19 protein-coding genes and 1 tRNA gene are annotated in these 26,564 nt (G+C 40.7%); 4 read left to right on the top strand and 16 right to left on the bottom strand.

The features are described from left to right. Positions 1-9: 9 nt before the first annotated feature. Complete coding sequence (locus tag BLR53_RS05665) at positions 10-3,039, bottom strand: SusC/RagA family TonB-linked outer membrane protein (RefSeq protein WP_244889455.1); 3,030 nt, start codon at positions 3,037-3,039, stop codon at positions 10-12. Between the two features lie 475 nt (positions 3,040-3,514). Between BLR53_RS05665 and BLR53_RS05660 the strand changes: the two genes are divergently transcribed. After that, positions 3,515-4,084, top strand: coding sequence for a helix-turn-helix domain-containing protein (locus BLR53_RS05660; RefSeq protein ID WP_074587903.1), 570 nt, complete (start codon positions 3,515-3,517; stop codon positions 4,082-4,084). A 128-nt stretch (positions 4,085-4,212) separates the two neighbouring features. Further along, complete coding sequence (locus tag BLR53_RS05655; protein WP_037442548.1) at positions 4,213-4,989, top strand: 3-keto-disaccharide hydrolase; 777 nt, start codon at positions 4,213-4,215, stop codon at positions 4,987-4,989. A gap of 407 nt (positions 4,990-5,396) precedes the next feature. Here the strand turns inward: BLR53_RS05655 and BLR53_RS19920 are convergent, their stop codons facing one another. Together BLR53_RS19920 and BLR53_RS05650 are read right to left on the bottom strand one after the other, a co-directional pair. After that, positions 5,397-5,552, bottom strand: a complete 156-nt coding sequence (locus BLR53_RS19920) for a hypothetical protein (RefSeq protein ID WP_176763523.1) — start codon at positions 5,550-5,552, stop codon at positions 5,397-5,399. Between the two features lie 99 nt (positions 5,553-5,651). After that, positions 5,652-5,876 carry a CDGSH iron-sulfur domain-containing protein gene (locus BLR53_RS05650; protein WP_037439485.1) on the bottom strand — a complete coding sequence of 75 codons (225 nt, stop codon included), beginning with the start codon at positions 5,874-5,876 and terminating at the stop codon, positions 5,652-5,654. 313 nt (positions 5,877-6,189) lie between these two features. Between BLR53_RS05650 and BLR53_RS05640 the strand changes: the two genes are divergently transcribed. After that, on the top strand, positions 6,190-6,789 hold the full coding sequence (locus BLR53_RS05640) for a hypothetical protein (RefSeq protein ID WP_037439490.1): 600 nt from the start codon (positions 6,190-6,192) through the stop codon (positions 6,787-6,789). Between the two features lie 19 nt (positions 6,790-6,808). Here BLR53_RS05640 and BLR53_RS05635 read toward each other — a convergent pair whose 3' ends face one another. The 5 genes from BLR53_RS05635 to BLR53_RS05615 form a co-directional block, all read right to left on the bottom strand. Continuing rightward, on the bottom strand, positions 6,809-7,426 hold the full coding sequence (locus BLR53_RS05635; RefSeq protein ID WP_037439493.1) for an HAD family hydrolase: 618 nt from the start codon (positions 7,424-7,426) through the stop codon (positions 6,809-6,811). 56 nt (positions 7,427-7,482) lie between these two features. After that, positions 7,483-8,376, bottom strand: coding sequence for an SDR family oxidoreductase (locus tag BLR53_RS05630; protein WP_037439495.1), 894 nt, complete (start codon positions 8,374-8,376; stop codon positions 7,483-7,485). 12 nt (positions 8,377-8,388) lie between these two features. Further along, positions 8,389-9,036 carry a DUF4142 domain-containing protein gene (locus BLR53_RS05625; protein WP_074587901.1) on the bottom strand — a complete coding sequence of 216 codons (648 nt, stop codon included), beginning with the start codon at positions 9,034-9,036 and terminating at the stop codon, positions 8,389-8,391. A gap of 170 nt (positions 9,037-9,206) precedes the next feature. Next, positions 9,207-9,728 carry an RNA polymerase sigma factor gene (locus tag BLR53_RS05620; RefSeq protein ID WP_037439548.1) on the bottom strand — a complete coding sequence of 174 codons (522 nt, stop codon included), beginning with the start codon at positions 9,726-9,728 and terminating at the stop codon, positions 9,207-9,209. A 433-nt stretch (positions 9,729-10,161) separates the two neighbouring features. Further along, a tRNA-Cys gene (locus BLR53_RS05615) sits at positions 10,162-10,232 on the bottom strand. Positions 10,233-10,357: 125 nt separating this feature from the next. Here BLR53_RS05615 and BLR53_RS05610 point away from each other — a divergent pair. Next, on the top strand, positions 10,358-13,729 hold the full coding sequence (locus BLR53_RS05610) for a DEAD/DEAH box helicase (protein WP_074587899.1): 3,372 nt from the start codon (positions 10,358-10,360) through the stop codon (positions 13,727-13,729). Between the two features lie 11 nt (positions 13,730-13,740). On the opposite strand, the gene BLR53_RS05605 is transcribed toward BLR53_RS05610, so the two are convergent. The 8 genes from BLR53_RS05605 to BLR53_RS05570 all read right to left on the bottom strand — a co-directional run bounded on the left by BLR53_RS05605 (position 13,741) and on the right by BLR53_RS05570 (position 26,322). Then, on the bottom strand, positions 13,741-14,427 hold the full coding sequence (locus tag BLR53_RS05605) for a hypothetical protein (RefSeq protein WP_037439500.1): 687 nt from the start codon (positions 14,425-14,427) through the stop codon (positions 13,741-13,743). Between the two features lie 21 nt (positions 14,428-14,448). Continuing rightward, entirely contained in the window at positions 14,449-15,261 is an 813-nt protein-coding gene (locus BLR53_RS05600) for a DUF4249 domain-containing protein (protein ID WP_083332015.1), read from the bottom strand. A gap of 3 nt (positions 15,262-15,264) precedes the next feature. Continuing rightward, positions 15,265-17,589: a TonB-dependent receptor gene (locus BLR53_RS05595; protein WP_342342062.1), complete on the bottom strand. Its 2,325-nt coding sequence runs from the start codon at positions 17,587-17,589 to the stop codon at positions 15,265-15,267. 43 nt (positions 17,590-17,632) lie between these two features. Continuing rightward, a complete protein-coding gene (locus BLR53_RS05590; RefSeq protein ID WP_037439504.1) occupies positions 17,633-18,424 on the bottom strand; it encodes an FHA domain-containing protein in 792 nt (263 codons plus the stop codon). 13 nt (positions 18,425-18,437) lie between these two features. After that, a complete protein-coding gene (locus tag BLR53_RS05585) occupies positions 18,438-22,367 on the bottom strand; it encodes an FtsW/RodA/SpoVE family cell cycle protein (RefSeq protein ID WP_074587895.1) in 3,930 nt (1,309 codons plus the stop codon). 2 nt (positions 22,368-22,369) lie between these two features. Then, positions 22,370-23,917, bottom strand: coding sequence for a PP2C family protein-serine/threonine phosphatase (locus tag BLR53_RS05580; protein WP_074587893.1), 1,548 nt, complete (start codon positions 23,915-23,917; stop codon positions 22,370-22,372). Between the two features lie 90 nt (positions 23,918-24,007). Further along, the gene (locus BLR53_RS05575) at positions 24,008-24,973 is read right to left on the bottom strand and encodes a hypothetical protein (protein WP_074587891.1); all 966 of its coding nucleotides are present in this window, start codon (positions 24,971-24,973) and stop codon (positions 24,008-24,010) included. 14 nt (positions 24,974-24,987) lie between these two features. Continuing rightward, complete coding sequence (locus BLR53_RS05570; protein WP_074587888.1) at positions 24,988-26,322, bottom strand: serine/threonine protein kinase; 1,335 nt, start codon at positions 26,320-26,322, stop codon at positions 24,988-24,990. Between the last annotated feature and the right edge of the window lie 242 nt (positions 26,323-26,564).

Genomic DNA, 26,564 nt, shown 5'->3' with positions numbered 1-26,564 from the left:
CGGATTAAATTAAAGTGAAAAGTTTACGCCGAAGTTGAATGTTCTGGCAGTTGGATAAGGAACATATTCAATTCCAGCGGAAGGCACTCCGTTTACGCCTTTCTCTACATTGACTTCTGGATCAAATCCTTTGTATTTTGTAAAGACCAGCAGATTCTGACCGTTGACAAAAATATTCAGTGCTTTAACAGATTTACCCAGATCACCTATAGTATAGCCAATAGTTGCATTAGCTAGTTTCAGGTAATTGCCGCTCTCGATATAACGTGAGGAAGCAGCAATAGGATTAGCCAGAGATTCTTTAATTGGAGAATTCAGTAAGTCCGACGCTACGTTTTTACCTGTTCCAAGGTTAGAGATAGGCAATACGCTGTTGGCTGTATTGTTGTAAATTTTCCCACCAAATGAACCGTTGAAATTTGCTGCAAAATTGAATTTCTTGTATCTCACATTTGCATTAAAACCAACAATTGCAGACGGGTTTGGATTACCTAAATAATAAAAGGTGTAACCATCATCTGTGTATTTAGAAAATCCGTCTGCATCAAGACCATTATACTCACGCGTTACCATGGCAAACAAAGGATATCCGGCTTGAATTACTTCAAGCGTAACATCAGACAATCCCTGACCACTTAGTGCACCGGTTTTAATAATACCATTAATGTTTTTTACTTTATTTTTCAGGAAGGTTGCATTACCGCCTAAAGTCAGTCCAAAATCAGGCTTATCAATTATGTTCGCATTCAAACTCAGCTCGACCCCTTTATTGGTAATTTGTCCAGGTAAATTCACCCAGGTAACTGTAACGCCAGCATTTGCAGGCACCAATGGAATCTGCGGAAATAACAGATCTGTGGTAGTTTTATTGAAGTAATCTACTGATCCTGTTAACCTGTTATCAAACAAACCGAAATCGATACCAATATTAGTTTGTTCGTCGGCCTGCCATTTCAATTTGGTATTCTCGTTATTTACACCTACGAGTGACTGCTGACCGTTTGAATAGTTAATATTATAACGTTGAAGCGATGAACCTGAAGGGAATTCCTGATTACCTGTTTTTCCATAACCAGCTCTGATTTTCAATTGATTTAACCAGGTAACGTCAGACATAAAACTTTCGTTTTTAATATTCCATGCAGCTGCAAAAGAAGGGAAATATCCATAACGGTTACTTGATCCAAATTTAGTTGATCCATCTGCACGGAAAGTCGCAGTTAACAGATACTTATTGTCATAGTTGAAAATCGCCCTTGCAAAATAAGACTGTAACTGAGTCGTTGGATCATTGAAAGAATTCATCGTTCTGTTCGCCGGAGCAGTTGCCTGGAAAGCGTCAGTATAATCTACATCAATATCACCAAAACCTTTAGCTGTCAAATTTTGCCCTTTATTGATATAATTGGTGTATTCGTAACCTACTATTGCATTCAGATTCAGTTTGTTTGCAATTTCTTTATTGAAATTCAAAGTATTGGTAAACTGCTGAGTAATGAGCTCAGAGTTCGAATAACTTGCATATCCGCCAAGGAAATCATCAGTTGCCTGAATACCCTGTAAATTAATAAAGCTTCTTGTAGATGCTCTGCGGATACCAGTACTATAATTAATACTGGCTAACATTCTGTACTCTAACCAAGGTGTAATCTTATAATAAGGTGAAACACTTCCCAGGATAGTCGAAACTTTCGATTTATCACTCGAAGCTTCCAGCATCGCTAATGGATTAATAATTGTTGAGCCCTGATCTACAAAAACAGAACCATCTGGATTTCTCATAGAAAGTGTTGGATTCCATGACAGAGCCTGGCTCACCAGTGAACCGGTAAAGCCTGCATCTGTGGTAATAGGCGCGATATTTTCTGTGTATTGATTCGCAATCAAATTGACATCTAAACCAAGTTTTTTGCTTTCCAGAAACTTGAAGTTTCCGTTAAATGCACCACTATATTTCTTAAAGTCTGTTTTTTTGATAATACCTTGTTGGTTCTGGTAACCAAAGGATGCCCGGAAAGTATTCCCGTCACTACCACCGCTAACTCCAACTGAATAATTCTGATTATAACCGGTACGGGTAATTTCGTCCATGGCGTCTACATTACCACCATGATCACCGCTGGTCAAGTCATATTTTTTTAATGCAGCACGATATTCATCGCCATTAAGCACATCAATACTGTTAGCAATTGTACTTACACCTGCAGAAGCGCTTGCATCTATTTTTGTAGTTCCGGCTAATCCTCTTTTTGTTGTGATCAATACCACACCATAAGCTGCTCTAGAACCATAAATAGCGGTCGCAGATGCATCTTTCAGGATTTCCATACTAGCAATGTCTGCCGGATTAATAAAGTTTAAAGGATTGCCACTTGGAGCAACACCCACACCACCGCTGTTGCTGGGTCTGGCAGATCTGCCATCCAAAGCCACACCATCCACGATGTAAAGCGGCTGTCCTGAACCCGTCATTGCTGTATTTCCCCTGATTCTAACAGTCGACGCACCACCTGGCTGTCCACTATTGTTAATCATTTGAACACCAGCAACTTTACCCTGAATCAATTGATCGGGAGCTATAAGCGGCCCTTTGTTGAAATCTTTGGCAGAGATTGTGGTAGCAGCTCCGGTTAAATCACTCTTTTTTACAGAGCCATAACCCACTACATTCACAACTTCAAGTTCAGTACCACTTGTCAGGATCACATTTACCGTCGATCTGCCATTAATTTCAACAGTTTGTGACTGCAAACCTACATAGGTAAAAACCAATTGTTTTCCTGTTGCAGGAACATTAATTGTATATTTTCCATCTGCGTCGGTCATTACCCGGATACTCGTACCACCTACCGATACAGTAACACCAATCAACGTGTTATTTTCAGTATCAGACACAGTTCCTTTTACAGCTGTTTGTGCATAAGCGGAAAAATGAAGCAGAATCATTGCAAAAAGTCCGAGAAGGAACTTTTTATTGAATTTGAATTCAGCCAGCCCCGAAAAGACAGACTTCCTTCTTAGAAGTAAAAACTCATTCATAATTTAATTTGGTTAGGTGAATTTAATATGCGGTAACGCTTAGAATTGTCGTATGACAAAATTGGACACAGATCCGGGGATCTGGATTTGGGGGGGAACATCTCGTACATTTTATATTGGTTAGCTCTGCCAATATATAGCAAATTCCAATTAGTACCTATCGAAATTGTATCATTTCCATAATATATTAACTATGATAAGAATCTAATTCAAAATGCTGTTTATTAAACAAATACAAGCTATAGCCACTATATAAAGCATTATTTTACCTATTTTGACTTACAGAATTATATCATAATTAATACTAAAACACAGACTGAAAGATGTGGGGACAGGTCTTTCTATCCAATTTTTAATTTTATAATCAGGAAAACTCCGGAAACGATCCCGGCAACGATCCCGACACGAACAGGTAATCAATTTTTCTCTTAACTTGCATAAAGCAGATTTACAACAAAAGATCAGAGCATAAACTATGAAAGATATATATTGGCATGAAATCGTAATGGGTGTAATTATTATGATCCTGATTTACATTTGTATCTTATTAAACCGGCGGAGAATAAAACTTCAGTCAGAATTATACAACATCCATAATCTCCCCGCATATACGGTTACCAGACGTGTAAACAGAGAGTCGAAACCAGCACTTGCATCTTTAACCAATAATAAACGGGCAGATCAGCAAAGAAAACCAGCCTCTAATCCGCTATCTGAACAATTTTTGTCAAACTTCAACCTGGTCATTAATACACATCTTGGCAACGATCAGTTGAATATAGATTTTATAGCGCAGCAGATGAGTATTTCAAGGATACAACTTTACAGAAAAACCAAGGGACTTATTGACTGTACGGTGAATGACTATATTTTAAGAGAGCGCTTAAAAAGGGCTTCGGCATTACTTACAGATTCACAGGCAAGTATAACAGAGATAACCTATCAGGTCGGATTCTCCTCTCCTGCTTACTTTTCTACTGTATTTAAAGCCAGGTACTCATCTACACCCTCAGAATTCAGAAAAAAGACGGTCGACCTTGCCTGAAATAAGAAAAGATCATCTAAAACAAATTGCATCACCTGAAAATGTTCTTTACCTTGTACGCGGCTTTTTAACCATGAACATCCGGTAAAATAAACAGCAAATAAACTTTGACCAAAAATAAACATCAAATGAAATTAAACAGCACCATTTTAACAACTGTTCTTCTTGCAGGAATCAGTACTGCATCAGTTTTTGCACAGGCAAAACATGAGGACACTGAATTTTACACACCGGTACCTAAAGAAGTTAAACCAGGTAAAACCGTTTCAGAAGCGCCATCTGACGCGATCATTTTATTCGATGGTAAGAACCTGAGTGAATGGGTAACTACCGAAGATAGAAATAAACCAGCGCAATGGACGGTAGCGAACGGACTTTTAACTGTAGATAAGAAAGCAGGAAATATTGAAACAAAAAAAGCATTCGGAAATTACCAGCTGCACCTCGAGTGGAAAGTACCGGCGAACATTACCGGTGAAGGACAAGGCAGAGGAAACAGCGGTATATTTCTAGCTTCTATAGGCAAGGGAGACCTGGGTTATGAACTTCAGGTTCTGGATAATAATAATAATCCTACTTATACCAATGGTATGGCAGGCAGTATTTATAAGCAAACTACCCCATTAGTTAATCCATCGCGTAAGCCGGGAGAATGGCAGGTATATGATATCGTCTGGACTGCCCCGGTATTCAACACTGACAGCACTTTAAAAAGTCCGGCGGCTGTTACAGTATTCCTGAATGGTGTGCTTGTACAGAATAACTTCATTCTGAAAGGTCCTACACAATACATTGGAGAAGCTGCTTACCGTAAGGCTCATGGAAACTCCCCAATCAAATTACAATCTCACGGAGATAAAAGCGAACCATTAAGCTTCCGTAACATCTGGGTAAGAGAGCTTTAAAAGCTTCGATAGCTTATTCTAAACCGGCTGATACAGCTTCAACTCAACAAAAAATCCCTATCTGTTCATTCAGATAGGGATTTTTTGTTGGAGCCCATTTACATACGGGCTTGTTCGTTCCTAAATAAATATTTGGTTTTTGTTGATTTTCTTCCTCTTTTCTTCGGGGTTGATATACCGTTGCCATACCCTTGATATACCGTTGGGATACCCTTGGTATACCCTTTGGGTAAAGGAAGGGTATACCAAGGGTATCCCAACGGTATATCAACTACGAAAAAGAACAAATGAGATCGCAGACAATATGCCCTGTGTATTACAGCAGGAGCACTTGTTCAACCAGGTGATCATAAATGCAATAAAATAGAGAAGCCCCCAAAAATTATAATAATTTTTGGGGGCTTCTTTCACTGATTGGAAGATTTGTATTTTTTATCCATTCTTATCCGAAGTTCATCTTCCGCTTTTTTAACCTCATCCTTTTCAGAAAGAGGTTGCGCTGTCTCAGTTTTTGGAATCTCGGATTTTTCTTTCGGCTTAGGTTCTTCTTCGTGTTTTTTCATGGCTTCCCGGTTTTAGAATCTAACGTAAACAGGTAAACAAAACAGACCGGCACAAAAAATGTTTAAAAGAATAATATTCAGGCGGTTCAGCCCAAAAGATTATACTTTTTTTGGTGGAAGATCAAACGCGATAGCTTCATGATCGAAATTACCATTGTGAGCACCATCACAAAATGGCTTGTTTTTAGATAATCCGCAACGGCATATAGATAATACAGTTCTACCTTGTAATCCATAAGTATTTCCGTTTCTATCTACAATTTCAAAATCACCTTCGATCTTAACAGATCCGTTATTATTGATAGTAAGTTTAGTCTTTGACATATTTTATAATTTGCCGCAAACATAATTTAAAAGAATAGATCGTGGGAAAATGATTACAATTTAGAAAGGTTCCGCGAAGCCTGAACCATCGGTACGTAAAATAAAATAATCCTGCTACGAAAATAAATTAGAATCATTATGTTTAAGCAATGAATCAGGAGAAAAAGGCACTTATTTTAAAATGGTTTCGTAAACTGGGATTTTGGGGGTTTATGTTCTTTCTAGTCAAGGGTTTATTGTGGCTGGCTTTCGGATATTGGATAGTTAAATAGTAAACAATTCAACAGTTTAGGCGTTTCAGAAAGAAAACGCCATGAAAGATCAAATACCACAACAATATACCGGAGGGCAACTGGACACCAATGCCCTGGCCGAGTTCCAGGACAGCGCTCAAGCTGCAGATTTTTATGAAATTGCGAAAGAAAGGCTTCTGATGGTATCACAATGGTGGGAAGTCTGCGAAGTGCCACTATCAACGTTTACATTAACAGATCTTTCCGGCAGGACACTCACCCGACCTGCACAAATTGGTGACTACATTAAAATAAATATTCCCGGACCGGGCACTTCTGCTGGTGAAGGTTACGACTGGGTGGTTATCGAGGAAATTACCGAAGAAATATCTGAAGATCAGAAAACACTAAGTTTAAGGGCAAGACCATGTGCAAATCCGGTTAATTCTACAGATCAGACAGCCCATTTTTTCGAACCTTCTGCCAGCTCCACTTTTCAGGTAAAACTCAGAGGAAAGGTCGTCTCTGCCGAAGAGCATGGAAGAAATGAAGTTCCAAATGTACATACAGAAAATACACTGGATAACATTCGAAATACATTTGTTGGCTGGACAGCAAAATTAGGATTATCCTATCCACAATGGAAAAGCCTGGTCAAAGGTCTTGTGAAAACAGCCTAGACCAGGCTTTCAAATACTATTAAGCCTTTCCTCCAATTTCTTCAAGAATGGATTTAGTTTGTTCAAAGCTCGTATGGTGAAACGCATGGATCCCCAGCTGGGCAGCTGTTCCTACCTGAAAAATACGGTCGTCAAAATAATAACATTGCTCCGGTCTGGCTTGCGCTATACCAAGTGCTAATTTAAAAATATTCGGATCTGGCTTGCGAATACCTACATCGCAGGATGACACGAATGCATCAAAGCATTCATGAAGTTTGAATTTTTTAACCCGGTAACTATTTAACTCTTTTCCTTCATTATTAATGGATATAATGCGGAAATCACAATTTTTCTTCCACGCTTTTAACCACGACAGGAGGCCTGGAAGTTCTTTTGACTGTGAAAACATAAATTCCCTGAAATCTTCCCTGGTAAATTCCCTGGGTTTATTGAAGATCACAGTATCAAGATATTCGTCAAGACTGATTTTCCCGATCTCATAAACGTTAAAAATATAATTGTGCAAGGTGTTTACCTCGTCATAGTCCAGATCGAACTGTTTAGCGGCGAGTTTCCTCGACTCATGTCCCCAACCATTGGTAAGCAGGACTCCTCCGATATCGAAAAAAAGTATTTTTATATCTGTATGTTCCATAATATCCGTTAAAATCTCCTGGTAAATTAACGATTTTAACGGATATTATAAAGTCATCAGATTGTTATCCTTCCACCGGTTACAGGAATGGTTGCGCCAGCGACATAACTAGCCTGGTCGGAAGCCAAAAACACATAAGCGGCAGCAATTTCCACGGGCTGCCCGGGACGGCCCATCGGCGTATCTTTGCCAAAATTCTCTGCATCTGGCATAGTAGAAGGAATTAACGGTGTCCATACCGGACCCGGCGCGACCGCATTAACCCTAATCCCCTTTTTTTGTTCCAACAAAATCTGGCTTAAGTTAGCCGTAAAATTCTGAATTGCCGCTTTAGTCGCGGCATAGGGAAGCAGCACTTCACTCGGTGAATATGCGTTTACGGAAGTGGTATTAATAATACTGCTGCCAGGCTTCATATGTGGTTCCGCAGCCTTGGATAAAAAGAACATTGGCGTAATATTCGTATCGAATGAACGCTCCCATTCGGCAGTTGGTATTTCCTGCAGTGATTTCCTGGACATCTGAAATGCGGCATTATTTACTAAAATGTCAATCTGACCAAATTCCTGAACGGCTCTGTCGACAATAGCCTTACAATGAGATTCTGATCTGATATCTCCTTTAATAAGAATAGCCTTCCTGCCACACGCTTCAACTACTGCAGCAGTCTCTTCTGCATCTTTATCTTCTGTGGTATCCAGATAGCTGATCAGCACGTCTGCCCCTTCTCTGGCAAAAGCAATGGCTACCGCTTTACCGATTCCAGAATCGCCACCGGTGATAATGGCCTTCTTACCTTCTAGTTTACCAGACCCGATATAGGATTCTTCTCCATGGTCTGCTTTCGGCTGCATCTGATCTTCTGTTCCTGGCACTTCCTGTTCTTGCTTCGGAAACGGAGGAACGGGGTATTTATCGTGCGGATTTTGTGTTTGACTGTTAACTGACATCTTCTGTTCTCCTTATTTGATATGTTTACGATCGATTCTTAATAAATCATCTCCAGGCTGGTCTGGATTTACTTTTTTGATTAGTGAATCTATAATTACGGTTTCATCCAGCATCTTATTTACACCCTCAAGCTGATGGTTGGCAAATTCCTGAACAGGCCCTTTTTTGAACCGAATAGCTCCATGTAAGTTATCCAGCGTTTTATGCTGCAATTCAAGAATAGACTTAATATATTCCAGGTCAAAGCCCTGACCTTCCAGCTTTTTAATTTCATCTACCTGCAGCTGCGATCTGGAAGGCAACGCTCCTGGAAGTTGATAAGAAAGACTCGTTGCTAGCTGTTGCAACTGTTCGTGAAATTTTCTGGTGCTACCCATCATCTTCTCTGTATAAGCTTTAAGCTCGGGATGGCTTGCACGTTGCAGTGACACATTACTCAATTCAAGTTCAAGTAATAGAATTCTCCCTGTTTCTTCCAGAAAAATTTGCTCTGCAGCTACACTTTTCTTATCACCGATAGTCTGCCTTTTTGCCTGCCCTAGATTTGTGTCAGCAGGTAGTGTGGTTGTACCCATCTCGTTTTCCTTCCCCGACTGACCACATCCAACTATTGTCAGAAGCGAAATTAAACCCGGCAATATGTTTTTTAACTGATTCATAGGTTCTCCCCTCTGTTTCTTTGACAACAGGCTCAAAAAAGATTAGTTTTTCCTAAATCAAAAAAATCGGACCGGTGCTATATAAATGAAAAAAGGGTGTCTGCCAGATTTAATTCCGGCAGACACCCTTTATATAATAAACAAAATAACGCTGATTAAAATCTATAGTCCTAGTTTCCTGGCAAATTTTTATAATGCATTTTAAGGCTCTTTTTAAGCAGTTGCCGCGCCACGTGTATCCTTGTTTTAACTGTACCGATTGGAATATTTAGTTGCTCCGCGATTTCATAATATTTAAATCCCTCAAAATATCTAAGAAAAGGAACATAATATTCCGGCTGAAGTTTTCCCAATGCTTTATAAATGTCTTCCATTACAAACTTACCCTGGCTATCATTTATAGTCGCACTGTAATGAAGCTTATCTGATGTGATTTCATCACTCACAGTCATGATAGAATTCGTTTTGGTTGCTCTTCTATAATTATTAATAAAGGTGTTTTTCATGATGGTATATAACCACGCTTTGAAATTAGTACCTTCTTTAAAATGGTTAGAATAATTGATTGCTTTAAGCATTGTATCCTGAACCAAATCATTCGCGTCTTCTACGTCACGTGTAAAAGAGATAGCAAAAGATTGCAATGAATCTTTATAACTATAAAGCCGGAAATTAAAATCGTTACTGTTCATAATGTTTATGTTTTTCAGATTAGGTATGAACATAATGACAAAATGCATACCAAAAAGTCATATTTATATAGGCAATTAACTTACAGTACTGAAATTAACTTGGATTTTATATAAAAATAAATTATATGCGAATTTGTAGTGATTTCCTTGAATTTATCTGTCCCGTATATTGGACAAGATGAAGAAAAACTAGAAAAATAAGGAGATTTTGAATAGGATAAGTGGAACACAAAAGCGAAACCGGTTTTAGGGTTTATATACCCAAAATGGTAAAATCACGTATAAATTCTGAATAACCGTAATTAATACGCATGATAAATTATTAATCAGAAAAAATTGCAAAAAAATACTCCAGGTCATCCAACCTGGAGTATGAACAAAACAAAACTAGATCTAACCAAAAATCAAGTTGCTGTAGGCGTTGAACGCCTCGACGTCATGGGCGGATTCGAACCGCCGTTTAGGGTTTTGCAGACCCGCACCTCACCACTCGGCCACATGACTATATGTTCAGGATTTTTCTACTTCCTTCGCTTCACAAATATAATAATGTCTACTGAAATAGTAGAATTTATTTTTAAATATTTTTGCCCCCTGATTTTAAGTGCTTATCTTACCTTTAGAGCTTAATGACAGTGAACCCACCATTTATCATCGATGATTTCAATTTCAGACAACTGGACAGGGTTTGGATTATTAGACATAGCGCTGCACAGGTAGACCTGACCAGTGCCGGATATTTCCAGCTCTTACCAGAACAAATTGAAATTGGCTATGCCTCTTTTCTTATCCAGGACCAGTCGGCTATTCCTGTTTCTATCAGCTTGAGAATAAATACGAAACAGCTAATTATCTCCTGCTCCTGTAACGGACAAAAAAACCTTCTGTGCGTTCATCAGTCCCGGGTTCTGATGAACGTCCTGGAACAAAATTACCTGCGCATTTTTTTTGACTGGGAAATCCGTATTAAAAAACTGCAACATACAGCGCTAGGTTATGGCCTTGAAAATGAGAAAGATCTGGAAGCTTTTTTCAGGATTAAACTGGAGGGTAAGGAATTACAGGTTTCCCCCGTTTTAGAATATTTATTACCGGTAACCACAGAAAGAAATAGCCAGTTAAAAGCACTTCTTGTCCCTGCAAACGGTAGAAACTTACCAAAGCATCTCCTTTCCGCTCCCGACAAGAAGAATATTCTTGTCTTCAGGCAACATAAATATTATAATCATTTCCAGGCTGAGCTCATGGAAGCTGCTTTCACCATGCAGGATAAACCCAAAAACCCATTGGAGTCTATACCCGCTATTGACTTTATCTGGACGGCGGAAGCCCCTGCTGAAGTTAAATTTTATACAGCTTTGTCCCGCTTTCAGCAACGATATGATCAACCTGACTTTGCATTGGAGCTCAACAGTCTAAAGGCACTCTTTTTGAATCCGGCAAAACTAAAAGTTTATCTGCATGATCCTAAGGTGTCGGAAAACCTAACTGCAGCTGCCCTGAAACCAGTAAATCTGCAAAAGGACAAACTGGAAATAGAACTACAGGTAGATCTTAAAGATAACTTCTATACAATAAGTGCCTCAATAAACATAGCAGATAAGCGCTTTGATCTGCTTATGCTTCCGGTAACCTTGCATTATTTTATTCTGCATCATAAGAATCTTTATCTGATAGACCAGCCAGAATTACTAAATCTGATTCATTTTTTCAAAAAGCATCATAATCATATTTTAATCCATGAATCAAGATATGAATCTTTCTATCAGGATGTTCTAGCTGGTCTGGAGCAACGTATCCACATTAATTATACCTATATCAAAAAAGCGACTGTCAGGCAATTAAAGTCAGAGCAAAAAAACCACGACGGACCTCAACCAGATAGTGAGTTACTGATATATCTGACCGATTCCGAAAATTACGTTTTACTCAATCCTGTAATCCGTTACAATGAAACCGAAATCCCGGTGCTTTCCAGAAAACAGATTCTTACACAGGACAGAAATGGAAAAGTATTCCGTATTAACAGGGATGAGGAAGCAGAACTCCGCTTTCTTACGCTGATTTCCAGACAACATCCGCATTTTGAAGATCAGCTTCAGCAAGATGCTTTCTATCTGCACAAAAAACATTTCCTTGACGAAACCTGGTTTCTGAAAACTTTCCAGACCTGGCAGGATAATGGAATAACAATTCTGGGATTTCAAGATCTAAAAGGCAATAAATTAAATCATAATCAGGCTAAAATAGACATAGAAATCATTAGCGGACTGGACTGGTTTGACACTAAACTGGAATTAAGCTATGGTAATCAGCGGGTTCCATTGAAACAGCTCCACCGCGCTATCCGCAACAAAAGCAAATTCGTAATACTGGGAGATGGTACACATGGATTACTGCCGGAACAATGGTTAGCCAGATTAAATGAACTTTTCCAGCTGGCCACCTTGAATGAGGAAAAGCTTAGCTTGCCAAAAACTAGTTTTACTGCTATTCCCGATTTGTTCGATGCACATATGCTTTCCGATCAGGTGAAAATGGAGTTGACCGAGATGAACAGGCAGCTGGCCGATTTTAATAAAATCGAGAACATTGGTAAGCCACCGGGCTTAAACGCAATCTTAAGAAGCTATCAGCAGCAGGGAATCAACTGGCTTGATTTCCTGGGCACCTTTAATTTCGGGGGCATCCTGGCAGATGATATGGGGCTTGGAAAAACATTACAGGTTATCGCCTACATACTCAGCAGCCGGTCAAAAACTAAGGATAACGCTTCTCTGGTCGTGGTACCCGCGACACTGCTATTCAATTGGCAGGCAGAAATTAAAAAGTTTGCACCTGAGCTGATTACCTATACGTTATATGGTACGGAACGATCAAAAGATTCAGCACAATTTAAACAAGCTGACGTTGTGCTTACCAGTTACGGAACTTTACTGCGGGACATAGGATGGCTTAAAAATTTTGTATTTGAACATATATTCCTGGACGAATCTCAGCAGATTAAAAATCCAGAGTCATTAATCTATAAAGCAGTTATACTGCTTAAAGGCAGAAACCGCATCTGTATGACAGGAACGCCGATTGAAAATAATACTTATGATCTGTATGGGCAATTGTCTTTTGCCTGCCCCGGTCTTTTAGGTAGCAAACAGCATTTCAGAGAGCAGTATGCTTCCCCGGTCGACCAGTTTAATGACACAAAAAAAGCTGCTGAACTTCGTAAGAAAATCAGTCCGTTTATTCTCAGAAGAACAAAAAAGGAAGTGGCTACAGAATTACCGGAAAAAACGGAAATGGTCATCTATTGTGAAATGGATGAAAGTCAGCGGAAAGCTTACGATGTTTGTAAAAACGAGTATAAAGACTATTTAAATCATGTCAAATCAGATGATCTTGCCGGACACACCATACATATTTTAAAAGGACTTACCCAACTCCGTCAGATCTGTAATTCCCCTGCCCTGCTGCAGGATAATCTGCTCCATGGAAACTCTTCAGCTAAAATTAATGTGCTGATGGAAGAAATTCAAAATCATGCTCCACAACATAAAATCCTGGTTTTTTCCCAGTTTGTAGGTATGCTGGATCTGATTCGTAAAGAGCTGAGAGACAAAAATATTAATCATGAATATTTGACCGGCCAATCTGCAAACCGCCAAAAGAGCGTATCAAATTTTCAGGAAAATGACGATGTCCGTGTATTTTTGATCAGTTTGAAAGCTGGCGGAACGGGCCTCAATCTCACGAAAGCAGATTACGTATATTTAGTGGACCCCTGGTGGAACCCCGCAGTTGAAAATCAAGCTATTGACCGGAGTTACAGAATTGGACAGGAGAAACATGTCGTTGCAGTAAGACTGATCTGCCAGGATACTATCGAAGAAAAAATAATGTTATTACAGCAGCGTAAAAAGAATCTGTTCAGCGACATTATTCACACTGACAGTTCTCTTTTCAATACAATGACAAAAAAGGACCTCCTGGAACTACTCAAATAAATTGCACCGGTTTAAACGACCCCTGCCGGTTCAAATGTATAAGTTAACGACTGATCATCCATTTGCAGTAATAATTTATACTGCAGCCCCTGGGGATCAGTAAACACTTTGTCCTTCACAAATTCGGGAAGTTGTTTTTTATTTACCTGCTGAAAATATGCCTGAAATGCAGCTTCTGCTTCATCTTCGTTCTTAAAATTACTAACTATTGTATGTTCGGGAAGCACAGAAGAGCGTTTACCTTCCAATGCCAGCATAACCAGGTCAAAATACCAGGAGTCTGTTAATTTCATCGCTTCGATGGCCAGACCATCTACAAATCCAAGCAGCTGATTTCTATACATGGTTCCTTCATCCATGAAAAATCGCAGCGTAACAGACTGCGTCCACTCCGCCCGCTCACCCTGATCGCCATTACTGCTCTGTCCGTAGAATGAAACCTGATATTCCAATGCAGTTTTCGTAATCTCTTCCTCATAATTAACAGGTGAGTCCAGTACCTGCTGGGAAACGCTGTTCATTACACCCAGGAAAAAACCAGGGCCTGCATTGAGGCTCATTCCCGATATTTTAACTCCAGGTAATCCACCAGAGCCTCTTCTGGCCAGGGTACCATTTTTATAAACTTTTAAACTAAGAGCTTCTTCTATTCCGGATTTAACGGTAATTACGACCAGTTCAACATCGGCTTTATTCATCTTTATCTTTTATTCTTCAATTTACAACTTAATTGTTGAGGTAACTTTAAACGTACGGCAGGCATTGAAATAACCCAAAGCTCCTCCCGAAATATTGCTTAAAGGGTTAGCAGGTGCAGCCGCTTCCTGTTCGATAGTTTCACTCAGCGTCCGGAAATAATCATATACACCTTTATCTACACATTGCAATTCTACGGTGACCTCATCGCCATCTTTTATAAGCGGATTACCAGCTTCGTCAGAAGTGTCGTAATAAAACGGTGTGTCAAAGACTCTGCCATCTGCTGCTTCATCGTTTCTGGCCCATGAACCTTTAACAAGGACACCATTTATCCATTGTCTCAGCCGGTAAAAGTTAACCTCTCCCTTTGGATCTGTAAATTCAGGTACGATAAACTTCTTATCGGTATCTAATTCAAAGCTACGGATGCTTAGTTTATCTATCTTAACAACCTTCATCGGAATCGTAGACTGCGCTTTATAATTTTTACCGTCTACAGTGACATCCAGTTGATAGGTATGCCCTGCAACGCCCTGTAAGGTACTGGTTTGATAAACTCCTGAACCGGTATGAACTAGTTTTTCTGCTTTGCCTGTGTTCAGGTCTGTTATGATGACTAATGCATCTGTCCTACCTGGAAAATCATTATTCTCATCGAAATTTTTAGTAGATGATATTCTGACGAAATATGGTTCTTTTTTAATCGTTATTTCACCCTCAATCACAATCTGCTTATCAGAGTTGTCTAATTTTATAGGTATCACTTTTTCGCAAGAGCCGAAGAACAGCAAAATAACCAATGAAAGGCTCCAGTTATATATCGTGTTTTTCATAAATTAAAATTTAAAATTATAGGACACAGATGGTACAAATTTAAAAAGGGAAGTTTGTACAGCTTCTGTTTTAGACCTGTCATTTGGATTATCACGGAAAGAAATGGTATAAGCATTTTCTCTTCCATAAGCGTTATATAGTCCAAAGGCTAACTCGGAAGTGAATCTCCCGCGTTTTTTAAGCTGTCTGGTCGCGCTTAAATCAAGACGGTGGTATGCCGGCATCCGATAAGAGTTTCTCCTGGTATACAGGTAAACAACCTGATCATCAACCTGATATTTTCCGGTTGGGAAAGTAACTGCATTTCCAGTATAGTAAACAAATGTTGCAGATAGGTTCCATTTAGGATTAAGTGCATAAATTCCGACAATGGATATATCGTGTGTTCTGTCCTGCCTTGCTGCATACCAATCATTATCATTAATTCCATCGATCTGTTTCTCGGAACGGGAAAGCGTATAACCTATCCACCCTGTTAGCTTACCTGTTTTCTTACGCAGCAGGAGCTCAACTCCATATGCCCTACCTTTGCCAAAAAGCAGCTGTGGTTCAATCGGATCGTTACTTCTGATATTGGCTCCGTCTTTATAATCAACCTGATGCTGCATTGCTTTATAATATGCTTCGGCGCTGAATTCATACTTGTTATCTTTCAGATTTCTGAAATATCCGGCAGAAAACTGACCTGCTGTTTCGGGGCGTATAATATTGTTGGTTGCCACCCATTTATCGGTCGGGCTTCCTGTTGCAGAGTTAGACAGCTGGTGCAATGGCTGCGTATTCCTGCTGTATCCGACTTTTAATGATGAAATTTCATTTAACTGATAAGCCGCTGCAATTCGCGGTTCCAGATTAAAATAGGTTTGTACAATTTCATTTTTACTATACTGACGTGAGGAGAGAATTGCACCTCGCTGATCTAATTCATAAAACTGCTGTGGGCCTCCTAAAACGGAAAATGCACTTAATCTCAATCCATAATCTATTTTCAACCGGTCAGATGCCTTCCACTCATTATTTACATAGGCTGCATTTTCCCAACTATAGGTAAGCGGTTGGTTGTCCATCGAGAAATCACCGGAGAATTCACCTGGCCGTATCGTATGGTGAATGGAATTCACGCCCATTCTCCATGTATTATTACTGTTTGGATAAAAACTCAATTCTTCTTTCAGATTCCAGTCCCTAATTTGTGAACTGATTTTTCCTTCAAAGCTCTCCGATGTATTAATATCTATATCATATTTGTAGTCGCTGTAAATGATCGATGTATTGGAAAACAACTTAGGACTAAACTGGTGATTCCAGCGCAACGTGGCTGTCTTATTACCCCAATTCAAACCAAAAAGATCACTTAGTCCAAGCTTGTCCATACCCAGATAGCCGCTCAGATAAATTTTGTCTCTCTGACCCAACTGATAATTAGCTTTCAGATTCAGGTCATAAAAGTATAATGCACTTTTTTTAATCGCCGTATCACTGCTCAGTTTCATGAACATATCCACGTAGGTTCTTCTTCCGCTAATTAAAAATGATCCTTTATCTTTAACGATCGGTCCTTCTATAGTTAGTCTTGATGCTATAATTCCTATACCCCCATTTACGCGCAGCTCCTGATTATTTCCGTCATTCATCCTGACATCCATAACCGAAGATAATCTGCCACCATAATTTGCCGGATTAATCCCTTTCAATAAAGTGACATCTTTAATCGCATCGGAGTTGAAGGTGGAGAAGAATCCTAATAAATGGGACGGATTGTAAACAATCGCTTCGTCCAATAATACCAGATTCTGGTCGGCAGCACCACCCCGGACAAAGAATCCGCTATTTCCTTCCCCGGCCGATTTGACACCAGGGAGTAGTTGTACAACCTTTATTAGATCACGTTCGCCAAATAAGACAGGAACCTGATCAATTTCTTTCATACTCAATTTTTCGACGCCCATTTGCGCAGAACTGACTTTCTGTGTACTTCCACCGGAGCGGATCACAACCTCTGAAAGATTGTTATCTTCTGGTTTTAATGCAATCTGAAGCTGAATATTTTTGTTAAGCTGCACTGTCCGTGTGTCGATAGCATAACCTACTACGCCGACTTTAAACTGATATTCGCCTTCTGGAATGGTAAGAGAGAAAAAGCCATATTCATTTGATCTGGTACCACTTGTAACAGCCCCCACCGAACTGATAGTCGCTCCGATCATCTGCTCACCTGTGGTGGAATCTTTGACAAAACCACTAATGGTATACCGCTTTTGGGCATGGACTACGGAGAGCCCTGAAAAAAAAAACAAGAGTAAAAGATAACGCCAGATCATAGACATAAAGGGGATTTTCTCAAAATATCCGCTAAACTACGAAATAAGCTTATACACTAGACTTTTCTGTCCATGAATTAAAGGAAATAACTATCTGATCGCCCAAGATCACTTGATCTCCAGGTTTCAGTGTATAACCAACCTGTATAGAATTTAATTTATGCAAACTTTCATCGGCTGCAGACCTTATTTTTGTTTTATTGCCAGGAGGCACACCGCCTTCGTCGGCAAACAAGCGAAAGGTCCGGGATGGTTCGTCCCATTCCAGATGTGCATGCTGCCTGCTGATGTACTTATTTCCTTCTTGAAGTTCTGCCGGAAAGGCGATATCGTTGATACGGATACTATTGTCCCTGAGTTGTACACGCTCTTCCCGTCCCAGATTTATCCTGCTACCGGGAAGAATGATGTAGCTTTCCTGAATAGCCTTACCTGCTAAAATTTTTAAAATCGCTTTTTCTGTTTTCAACACCTCCGGAACCGGAACACTGCCAAATTCCAAACTAACAGGCATAAGCGGACTCTTTTTACTACCTGAAGGTAAATCAGCTGTAAAATGAACTTCCAATTGCCAGTCTAATGGTAAATCAACAGCATAATTATCTGCAATACGCTGTACTTCTTCTTTGAAAAGAGACGGGTCTGCAGCTTGAACAGCCGACTCGTATAAAAATCTATCCTCTGCCTGTGGAAACAAAAACAGCTTTAATAGCTGCATATGCCGTCCTTCCCCACCTTCCAGCGGAAGAATTTCTGACTTCACAAAATCGAGTATAGCGGCCCTTAATTGTTTGGGATCGGACTGGTCCTGCTGTTTATCTTTCCAAAATTTAGAGAACATAATTGGTCATATTTTATTGAATACTGGTTATATATCCTTGCTGCCTTAGTATAGGGACAACGGTCTCCGCGGCCAGACGTGTAGCATCTGAAGAACCTCTGGTTGCCTCAATACGAATACAAACAACGGTTTCACCATTTCCATGCCCATCGGGAGCAAAGAATACATACCATCCATCGTTTACTTTTTTTCCTTTCAACATTCTTTCAGGTGTACCTGTTTTTCCAGCTACCGAAATCCCGAACGCCGCAGATCTTGGTGCGCTTTGCCGGATCATATAAGATTGGATCAAATTAGCATAGCTTGCTTTGTCTGCGAGTTTCACAGGTGTTCCAACAGGAACGGTTTTACCATTTAAACTTAGTGCATAGCGGTTTGGAATCATTTCTCCATGATTCGCAATACCGGAAGCCACTCTGGCCACAGCTGCAGGAGTAGCAATCAGCTCGCCCTGTCCCCATGCAATTCCTGAGATGCCGGAAGCCCTGTATTTATAAATATTTTCTGGATGATATGGCAGATTGAAAACGGTTTTATTCCAATACTTTGTCCATTTCTCAATTTGTTCCGGATCTACTGTTTTACGCCCGTAATAATATCCACCTACGCCATTCAGGAACATTCCTGTCTTAAGATAGAGCGAGGCCAGCTGTTCCCCCAGCTTGGCTTCATTGGCGAGTTTAATAAAGTAGACGTTGTTTGAACGCACAATAGCCTGTTCCATATTTATGTTTCCGGTTTCATCTGGTTCCGCTCCCCCGGTACGTATTCTTTCTGCCGTTCTGACCAGAAATGTCTTTTCAGCAGCTGAAATACCGAGCTTATTAAAACCTGCCAGAGCCGTTAATATTTTAACCGTCGAACCTGGCTGTGTGGCTACTGTAAAACCCGGGTCTGCTGTATTATACCAGGCAGAGAGTTTACGCTGCTCAACAACAGGCATCGTAAGGGCTTCCCAATCGTGAACAGGCGGTAAAGGATAGGCGGCAGAGGCCAATACGTCTCCAGTAGAGGATGACATAACCACAACTGATACGCGGTTTCCGCTGATGGCAGAATTTTCAATCATTGCCTGTTGCAACCGGGTCTGCAAAGCTGCATCTACAGCTAACCGAACATTACGATCTTTCTTTTTAAATTTTGCAATTTCATTAGTATCCAGTCCTGAGCGGAGAATTGGGAGCAACTCACTGTAATCTTTACGGCTGACCGTCATTTCTTTAGTACTTGCCGGCAGGAACCTGTCTTCTTTATATTTTGATGCGGTAATGGATATATCTACAGCCGGCAACTTAAATCCCCTGAGTTCCGCAGCATGCTGATATTCTGCAAAATACCCGTTAATTCCGCCATTAAACACTCCTGTATTAGCATCGCCGGTCCAGAAAAACAGCTGTTCCTGAAAAGGATAATATCTTGTTGAGCGGCTATGTACTGCTGAATCCAGATCATAACTGTTGATGCCAGCAGCGGAAAGGGCAGAATGCTGCCTGTTAATTTCTTTAGGATCACTTGTCGCCAGTAAAAGCCCGTTGCGGTCGTATAGATTTCCCGCCTCTAATTTCTGTAGTAAGATGCCTATTCTGGGATTATAGCTAAAAAGACGGCTACCACTCCGATCCGCTACCAGTGCGGGTTTGACAATCCAACCAGATGGAAATAAACTATATTTTGAAGCATGCACAGTAAGTAAAGTAACAGCAGCCAATGCGGTTAATAATGCAGGAACGAGATTATGGTCCTGATTGTTCTGCATATATTTGAGCTGAACAGCTGTTCCTTTAACCATAGATGCGGACAGTAGAAATGCTGCTGCCAGCAAGTTAATAACCATAGACGACCCACCGTAACTGAGCAGTGGAAGAGACACTCCGCTCAGCGGCAATGCGCCAGTTGAGCCCCCGGCTATTAATATAAATTGTACAAATGTGCTCAGCCCGATACCCGCACAGAGATAAAAAATTAATGGAGTGCCACTTGCCCGGCCAATGAGAAAAGAACGATGCAGATAGAGCATAAATAATGCAAATACACAGGCAATTCCGGCCAGACCAAACTCTTCAGCGATAACAGGAAGGATCATATCTGTATGTCCTTCGGGTATTGTCTTCCCATAACCTTCACCGATGCCCTGTCCTTTCAAGCCTCCGCTTGCCATAGCCCACAGACCATTGGCAACCTGGTCACCGCCATAAACTTCATTGTCCCAGGCATCCTGCCATATCGCCTTCCGGTCTGAAAGTCTGGCTACAGGACCTGGAATTAGTTTAGCTAATAATGGCAGCTGATCTATCGTCAAAAATGCAGATAATACAACCAAAGCCATCAGGGCAGACTCGCTTATTGTTTTTTTCAATAATCTGGTCCGGATAACAAGTACAGCAGCTGTAAACCCGATACTCAACCAGATATTTCCACTTATCCAGCAGCAAAGGACAAATAGCAGCACGAACGCAGCCATCTGCATAAAGTCTCCTCTTGAAAATGAAAACAGAAATATAAAAGTGAAACAAATGACCATAGCTGGTCCAAGGTCACCAAGTAATAGGAAAAGGAATAAAGTACCCACAATGGCCACTAAGGCAAAAGAGAAAAACTGCCACCTCTTTGTCCAGCTGGCGTAAGAAGAGATAAATGATTCATTCCTGGTAAAAAATCCTGCAAGAAATATAATAGTAAGGTATTTAACCAGTTCGCTGGGCTGAATGCCAAGCAGGTTAACCCGGACTCCGCTTCCCTGAGGGCCAGCACCGAAAAGCAAAGTCAGCGCTAGAATAAACATAGCTCCTGCGATCCAGGGCCATCCGTTTGCCGCACCTGGCATCCGGAATAGATATAGCCGGTAGAAGGCAGAATCCGGGTGAAATTTACGCAGATTGGTAAACAATAAAAGGGACAATACCGATAGTCCGATCAATAAATATTTGACAGAATCAATTGCCAGAAAGCGGTCCCTTAATGGATCTTGCAGGCTCAGTAGGGTAAGCAGCGAGATTCCACTTAACAAAAATATAATGGGCAAAATAAACTGATCGGCAGTCGGAAACCTCATACTCATCAACAGGTGGAGTACTATAAATGCAGCGAAAAAAAGTCCTGTTATCCAGTAAAAACCACTCCGGAACTGTTCTGGTGTACGAACAATCAATGCGCCGTCTTTCTTTAATTGATTATACACTGAAGGGGCAATCAGCCGGATCGTATGCTGTTCAGATCTGAAGTTAATACGCTTACTCCCTTGCAGTTCCTGAACGCCTTTTACTTGCCCAAATTCTTTTCCGGGCTGTATGGGCAATACCTCAAATGACATATCCTCAGTTAGTCCACTAAAGCGATAAGTTCCGTCTGAGCCGGTTCTTGCATAAGCTGTAAGTGGTTTCTGTTCTAAACTGTCGGCAGGGATAACGGCATTTAGCCTTATCAGTACGCCCACTGCCGCACCGGTTGCCTGTGTAACCCGCCCGGAGATTTCTCCAGCTCCTGTTCCCACCTGCACTTCTTGCGGCAGGTGTGCTGGCTGTCCGATAAAATTAAATCCAAGAAGAGCCCGGGAATAATCCAGCCTGCTTTTAACTACTTTACCTCCCTGAAGCTCAGCTCTGTCTGCATCAATATTAAACCTTCTTTTATTCAGTTCCCCGATCGTTGTCAGCTTTGTTCCAGATGAAGTGATCACGCTATCTGCTATGGTACTTATCAGCTCTATATCTTTCTGATCAGTAAGGTAGTATTCCTGCTTCAGTAGAATTTTAAAAGACTTCCTCAGATCCGGCGCATTCAAATTAACAATTTTGCCAGCCTTTAGCTTTTCAGGTACATTAAACATTTTCTCCTCCAGCTTCACATGGAGTCTGAAGAAAAAAGTACCCAGAATAATTATACCGGCTATCAGTAGCAAACGTTCTGTGAACCTTCCGGAATTTGCTTTACTCAATTTCTGCATCTCTATTTTTTACCCGAAGTATCTACCCGGAAACTATTCTTTGAGATACTGCCGGAAACAGACTCATTATTTTTGAAAGCAAACCGGTTTTCCAATGCTATACCACAGTTTTCGAATATTACATTCTTAAGTACCAATCCATGCTCCGGGGCAATAATTCCTGTTGCAAATCCAGTAATTTTTATGCCGTTCAAATGAACCGAACGTTGATTTCCTGTGAATTTAATTGCAGCCTCACCCTGGAACAGACTATCCTTAACTAAAGACAACGGTCCTTCAGCTAGGATCACCAGGCTATCCCTGCTGATTTCTATGGTTCTGGTTAGTCTGATAACTCCATTATAATCTTTTGTATTCAGCTTTAAAGTGTCGCCCTTAAATCCAGCCAGCAATGCTGACAATTTGTTCTCAGCAGGTAGTAAAACAGGAGCCGTCCGGACAACTTTCTCCAGGTTGTCGCTTTCGGTCCGGCTTCTAAAGAACCACCATCCTGCAACTCCCAATAACAGGGTAACCAGAAAGCAAGCGAGCATAATAATATTATGATTTCGCTGGTGACTCCCTCCCTCTTCTCCTGGCATTTCTGGTTCAGTTTGCTGATGCCTGTTACTTTGTAAAGGCAGGGTGATAACGGGCTCTTCTATTTCAGTGAGATCTGCTGGTAATGTACTTTCGGTTCTGAACTGGTTTTCAGTTTCGAAAACAAAAGGTAATTCTTCCCGTCTGTTTTTTTCGAAAATCTGTTCATCTGCATTGCGTATACGGTTTACAGGTACATCTTCGACAATAGTTTTTACTGGGATTTTGGTGTTTTTGGCCAGCACTACTGTAATATTATCTTTTCCTCCGGCAGCATTGGCAAGGTAAATCAGACTTACCGCTTTTTCTTCGATTGGGATATCCTGCTCCAGTACAGCACTGATCTCCTGCTGACTGATCATATCAGTTAACCCGTCACTGCAAACCAATAACAGGTCGCCCGGTAAAAATGGCGAAGTTCCTGTTTCGATGTAATTATCGGGCATGTCCGCAACAGGTACCAGCCCTAAGGCCTGATTGATCTGGTTCCTTTTTGGATGCTGCATTGCAGCGGCTTCTGTCAGTCGCCCGGAATCTTCCAGAAAGCCTACAAAACTTTGATCCTGGCTAATCTTAATCAAGCTTTGATCCCGGTAAAGGTATAAGCGTGTATCACCGACATGTACATAATGCAGTATATTTTGTGCACAGTCAATAATTGCAACACTCGCTACACAGGCCATATCTGCCAGTTCCAGGTCTGTCTTTTTTTCAAACAATATCTTTTCATTAGCGAGAAACAAAGCCTGGAGCAGGGCCAGTTGCGGCTCCGCTATTTCGCCGGTTAGTTCGCGTAGCAGACAATCCTTGGTTAATGCCGACGCAATCTCTCCACCTGCATAACCACCCACACCATCTATCACTCCAGCAATCTGGTATTTCTGCTGCATCAGTTCCGCAGCAATAAAAACGTCTTCGTTATTATCCCTTACTAATCCGGGATCTGTTATTCCAAAAAGATGATCGGTCATTATCTTTGTGATTTTCTAATTTCTGCAAAATGTAGGACCAGCATGGCCAGCACTAATAAAAATAACGCTATTGAAAGATATTTTTCCATCCTATGGTTTGTAAATATTCATTCCGATAATCCCGTTAAGCAAGACTTTCGAGTTATAAGGCAATTCTGTCCATACCGGGGCTGCCGGGCTCGAAATAGGCAGTTCCTGTTCATTTAACAAGGTCTTTTCGCCAAAGGTAGCTAAATACAGTTTTTCTTCAGATTTTCTGTATACAATCCGTAAGTGAGGGCTATTTACCCATTCTGAAGGGATATAGAAATTGTCCTGATTTGAATTATTCTCTTCCTGCCCTGATACCAGCAGGTCTTCTTTCTCCATCAGATACTCTACTTTCTTTCCTCTGAACCTGGCATCAGGCATCATAATCTCCAGTTTCGCGAAACCTTTCTTCCCTGAGAACCGCTTTGTTTTCTGCATATCTGCAGCCTCCGGAACCTGTAAATCGGTCTCGAAAGGAAGTTCGTAATATCCTTCGCTATAGTAAGTGAAACCACTTAACATCTCCCGATTAAGATCTAAGGTTTCTGCTATCCCCGTTTGTCTGGGAATAAATGTTACCCGCAAATTTTCTTCTTTCTGATGGCTTTCTGGTAATAATTTACCAATAAATCCTTTATCACCACGATTATAATCAGGATGAGAGACCAGCCTGAAAACCCATTTTGACCCTGAGGGCATCACTGTCTGTCCGGATTTCCGCTTAGCGGCTAATATTGCATAAAACTGGCGTACACATTCATGTACTATAATCCCAAACAGGCCTTGTTTATGCGTAAGAAATTCTTTGTAATCTGCTTCATTGAAGCAGATAATATATTCGTGATAAAACACGACACGATTGGCAAAAGATAACTCTTCAATCGAGGACTTGAATTTCTCCAAAATGTACTGGTATACTTCATCAGGACTCAAGCTTTTCACTTCCGGGGTCAATGATTTTTTTGAAGAAGGAAGAAACAGATCCTGTAAGCCTGTTCTTTTCCAAAATGTAGGTTTATCAGCCATAACGATTTATCGGACTAAAAATGGATGGTTGTATCTAAATTAAGAAGGGTTGTATCTGTTTGTGGTAAAGGTACGGGCTTTAATTGTACTGGTAAAGTGTCTTTTGGCTTGATATCCTCAACAGTATCCTTATCCCAGCTATAGCCATGGTCCTTCTGTTCTTCTTCCTGAACCGGACTTTCTTTCCTGGTTTCGACTGGAACTTTAACCGGTTTAGTACTTTTGGCAGGCCCTGTTAAAAGGAAATAGCAAAGTAAAGCGAACATACATGCACCTGCAAGAATCAACACAAAAAAAACGGCTTTCGAAAGAACGACAACGCCCTCTTCCGCCCTTCTTTCCTGTTGGGCGTTCTGCATATTTCTTAACTGGGTCTGTAAACGCGCATTTTCCTGCTCCAGTAATTGAATTGCATGTTGATCGGCTACAATGTCTGCCGGGGCATTTACACTGTCACGGATGAGTGCTTCCTGCAAAGCAAGGCCGTCAGCATACCGGTCTGATGGTTTCTTTTCCAGGCAACGGCTGATAATAGCCATTAGCCAGGCGGGAACTTGCATTTCCTGCTGTTTTTTTTCTTCGGACCAGTTTGCGGGAATATTTTTCGCTCTTAGTTCCAGCAAGTCCGGAACTACCAGCTCCAGATGCCCGACGAGCACCTCATTTCTGGATTTCTGTCCCTGATCTTTTAAAGGGAACGGAACCTGGCCGGCAAGTAGTTCGTAGAGTATAATACCGTAACTATAGATATCTGTCTCGGCGAGCATCTGCCCTTCACTTTGTTCCGGCGCCATGAATTCTATCGCCCCGGCATGTCGTATACTGGTACGCCGCTGCTCATCGGACATGACCGACAGCCCAAAATCAAGCAGGACATAATTACCAGTGTGTACATTAAATTTGATATTATTACTTTTTATATCTCCATGCCTAACCATAAATCCATGGCAATGTGCCAGGGCATTGGCTAGATGATCAGCCACTTTAATTACCTCTTTGATAGTAAAAACCGGATCATGCGGAGCTCCCAGTAATTCTTCCAGATCAGGACCGGCAATAAATTCCATTTCGATAAATGGAAAAGAACCGCTTTCTGTTATTCCGGAATTTAGAATTTTAACGATGTTCGGATTAGGCTGTTCGTTAACCTTCTTAAGTTTCTCAACTTCATTTTGAAAACTACTGAAATTTTTATCTTCCGGGCCTTCAGCATGTACTGGTGTAGGTAGAATTTTCACCGCTGTAATTATAGGCCCGTACCTCCTGCCTTTATATACTGAACCCTGGCCACCGGTGCGCAAAGCACCCATGTTTTCCAGTCCTTCAGCGATTGTAAATACTTTACTCATTTATTTCGCGGAAATTGTATGTCGTGTAAACTTAAACAAATATGGGTCCATTCTAAATACTGCTATTCTATAAAAAACAGGATTTCGCATTTTTTTACATTTCTTGTGATTAATAAGTGTAGTTCTATACTAATTGTTCGATTTTAATATACTTATACCGTTATATCAAGGTTTTCAACTTTAAATAGTGATGCATCCGTTGACTATGAATAAGCAAGAGATCTTTCAACGTGGAGATCATT

The sequence above is a fragment of the Pedobacter antarcticus genome (assembly GCF_900103515.1).
GTDB lineage: Bacteria > Bacteroidota > Bacteroidia > Sphingobacteriales > Sphingobacteriaceae > Pedobacter > Pedobacter antarcticus.
The sequence above is the reverse complement of the archived record's forward strand: the minus strand, read 5'-3'. Positions and strand labels throughout refer to the sequence as shown.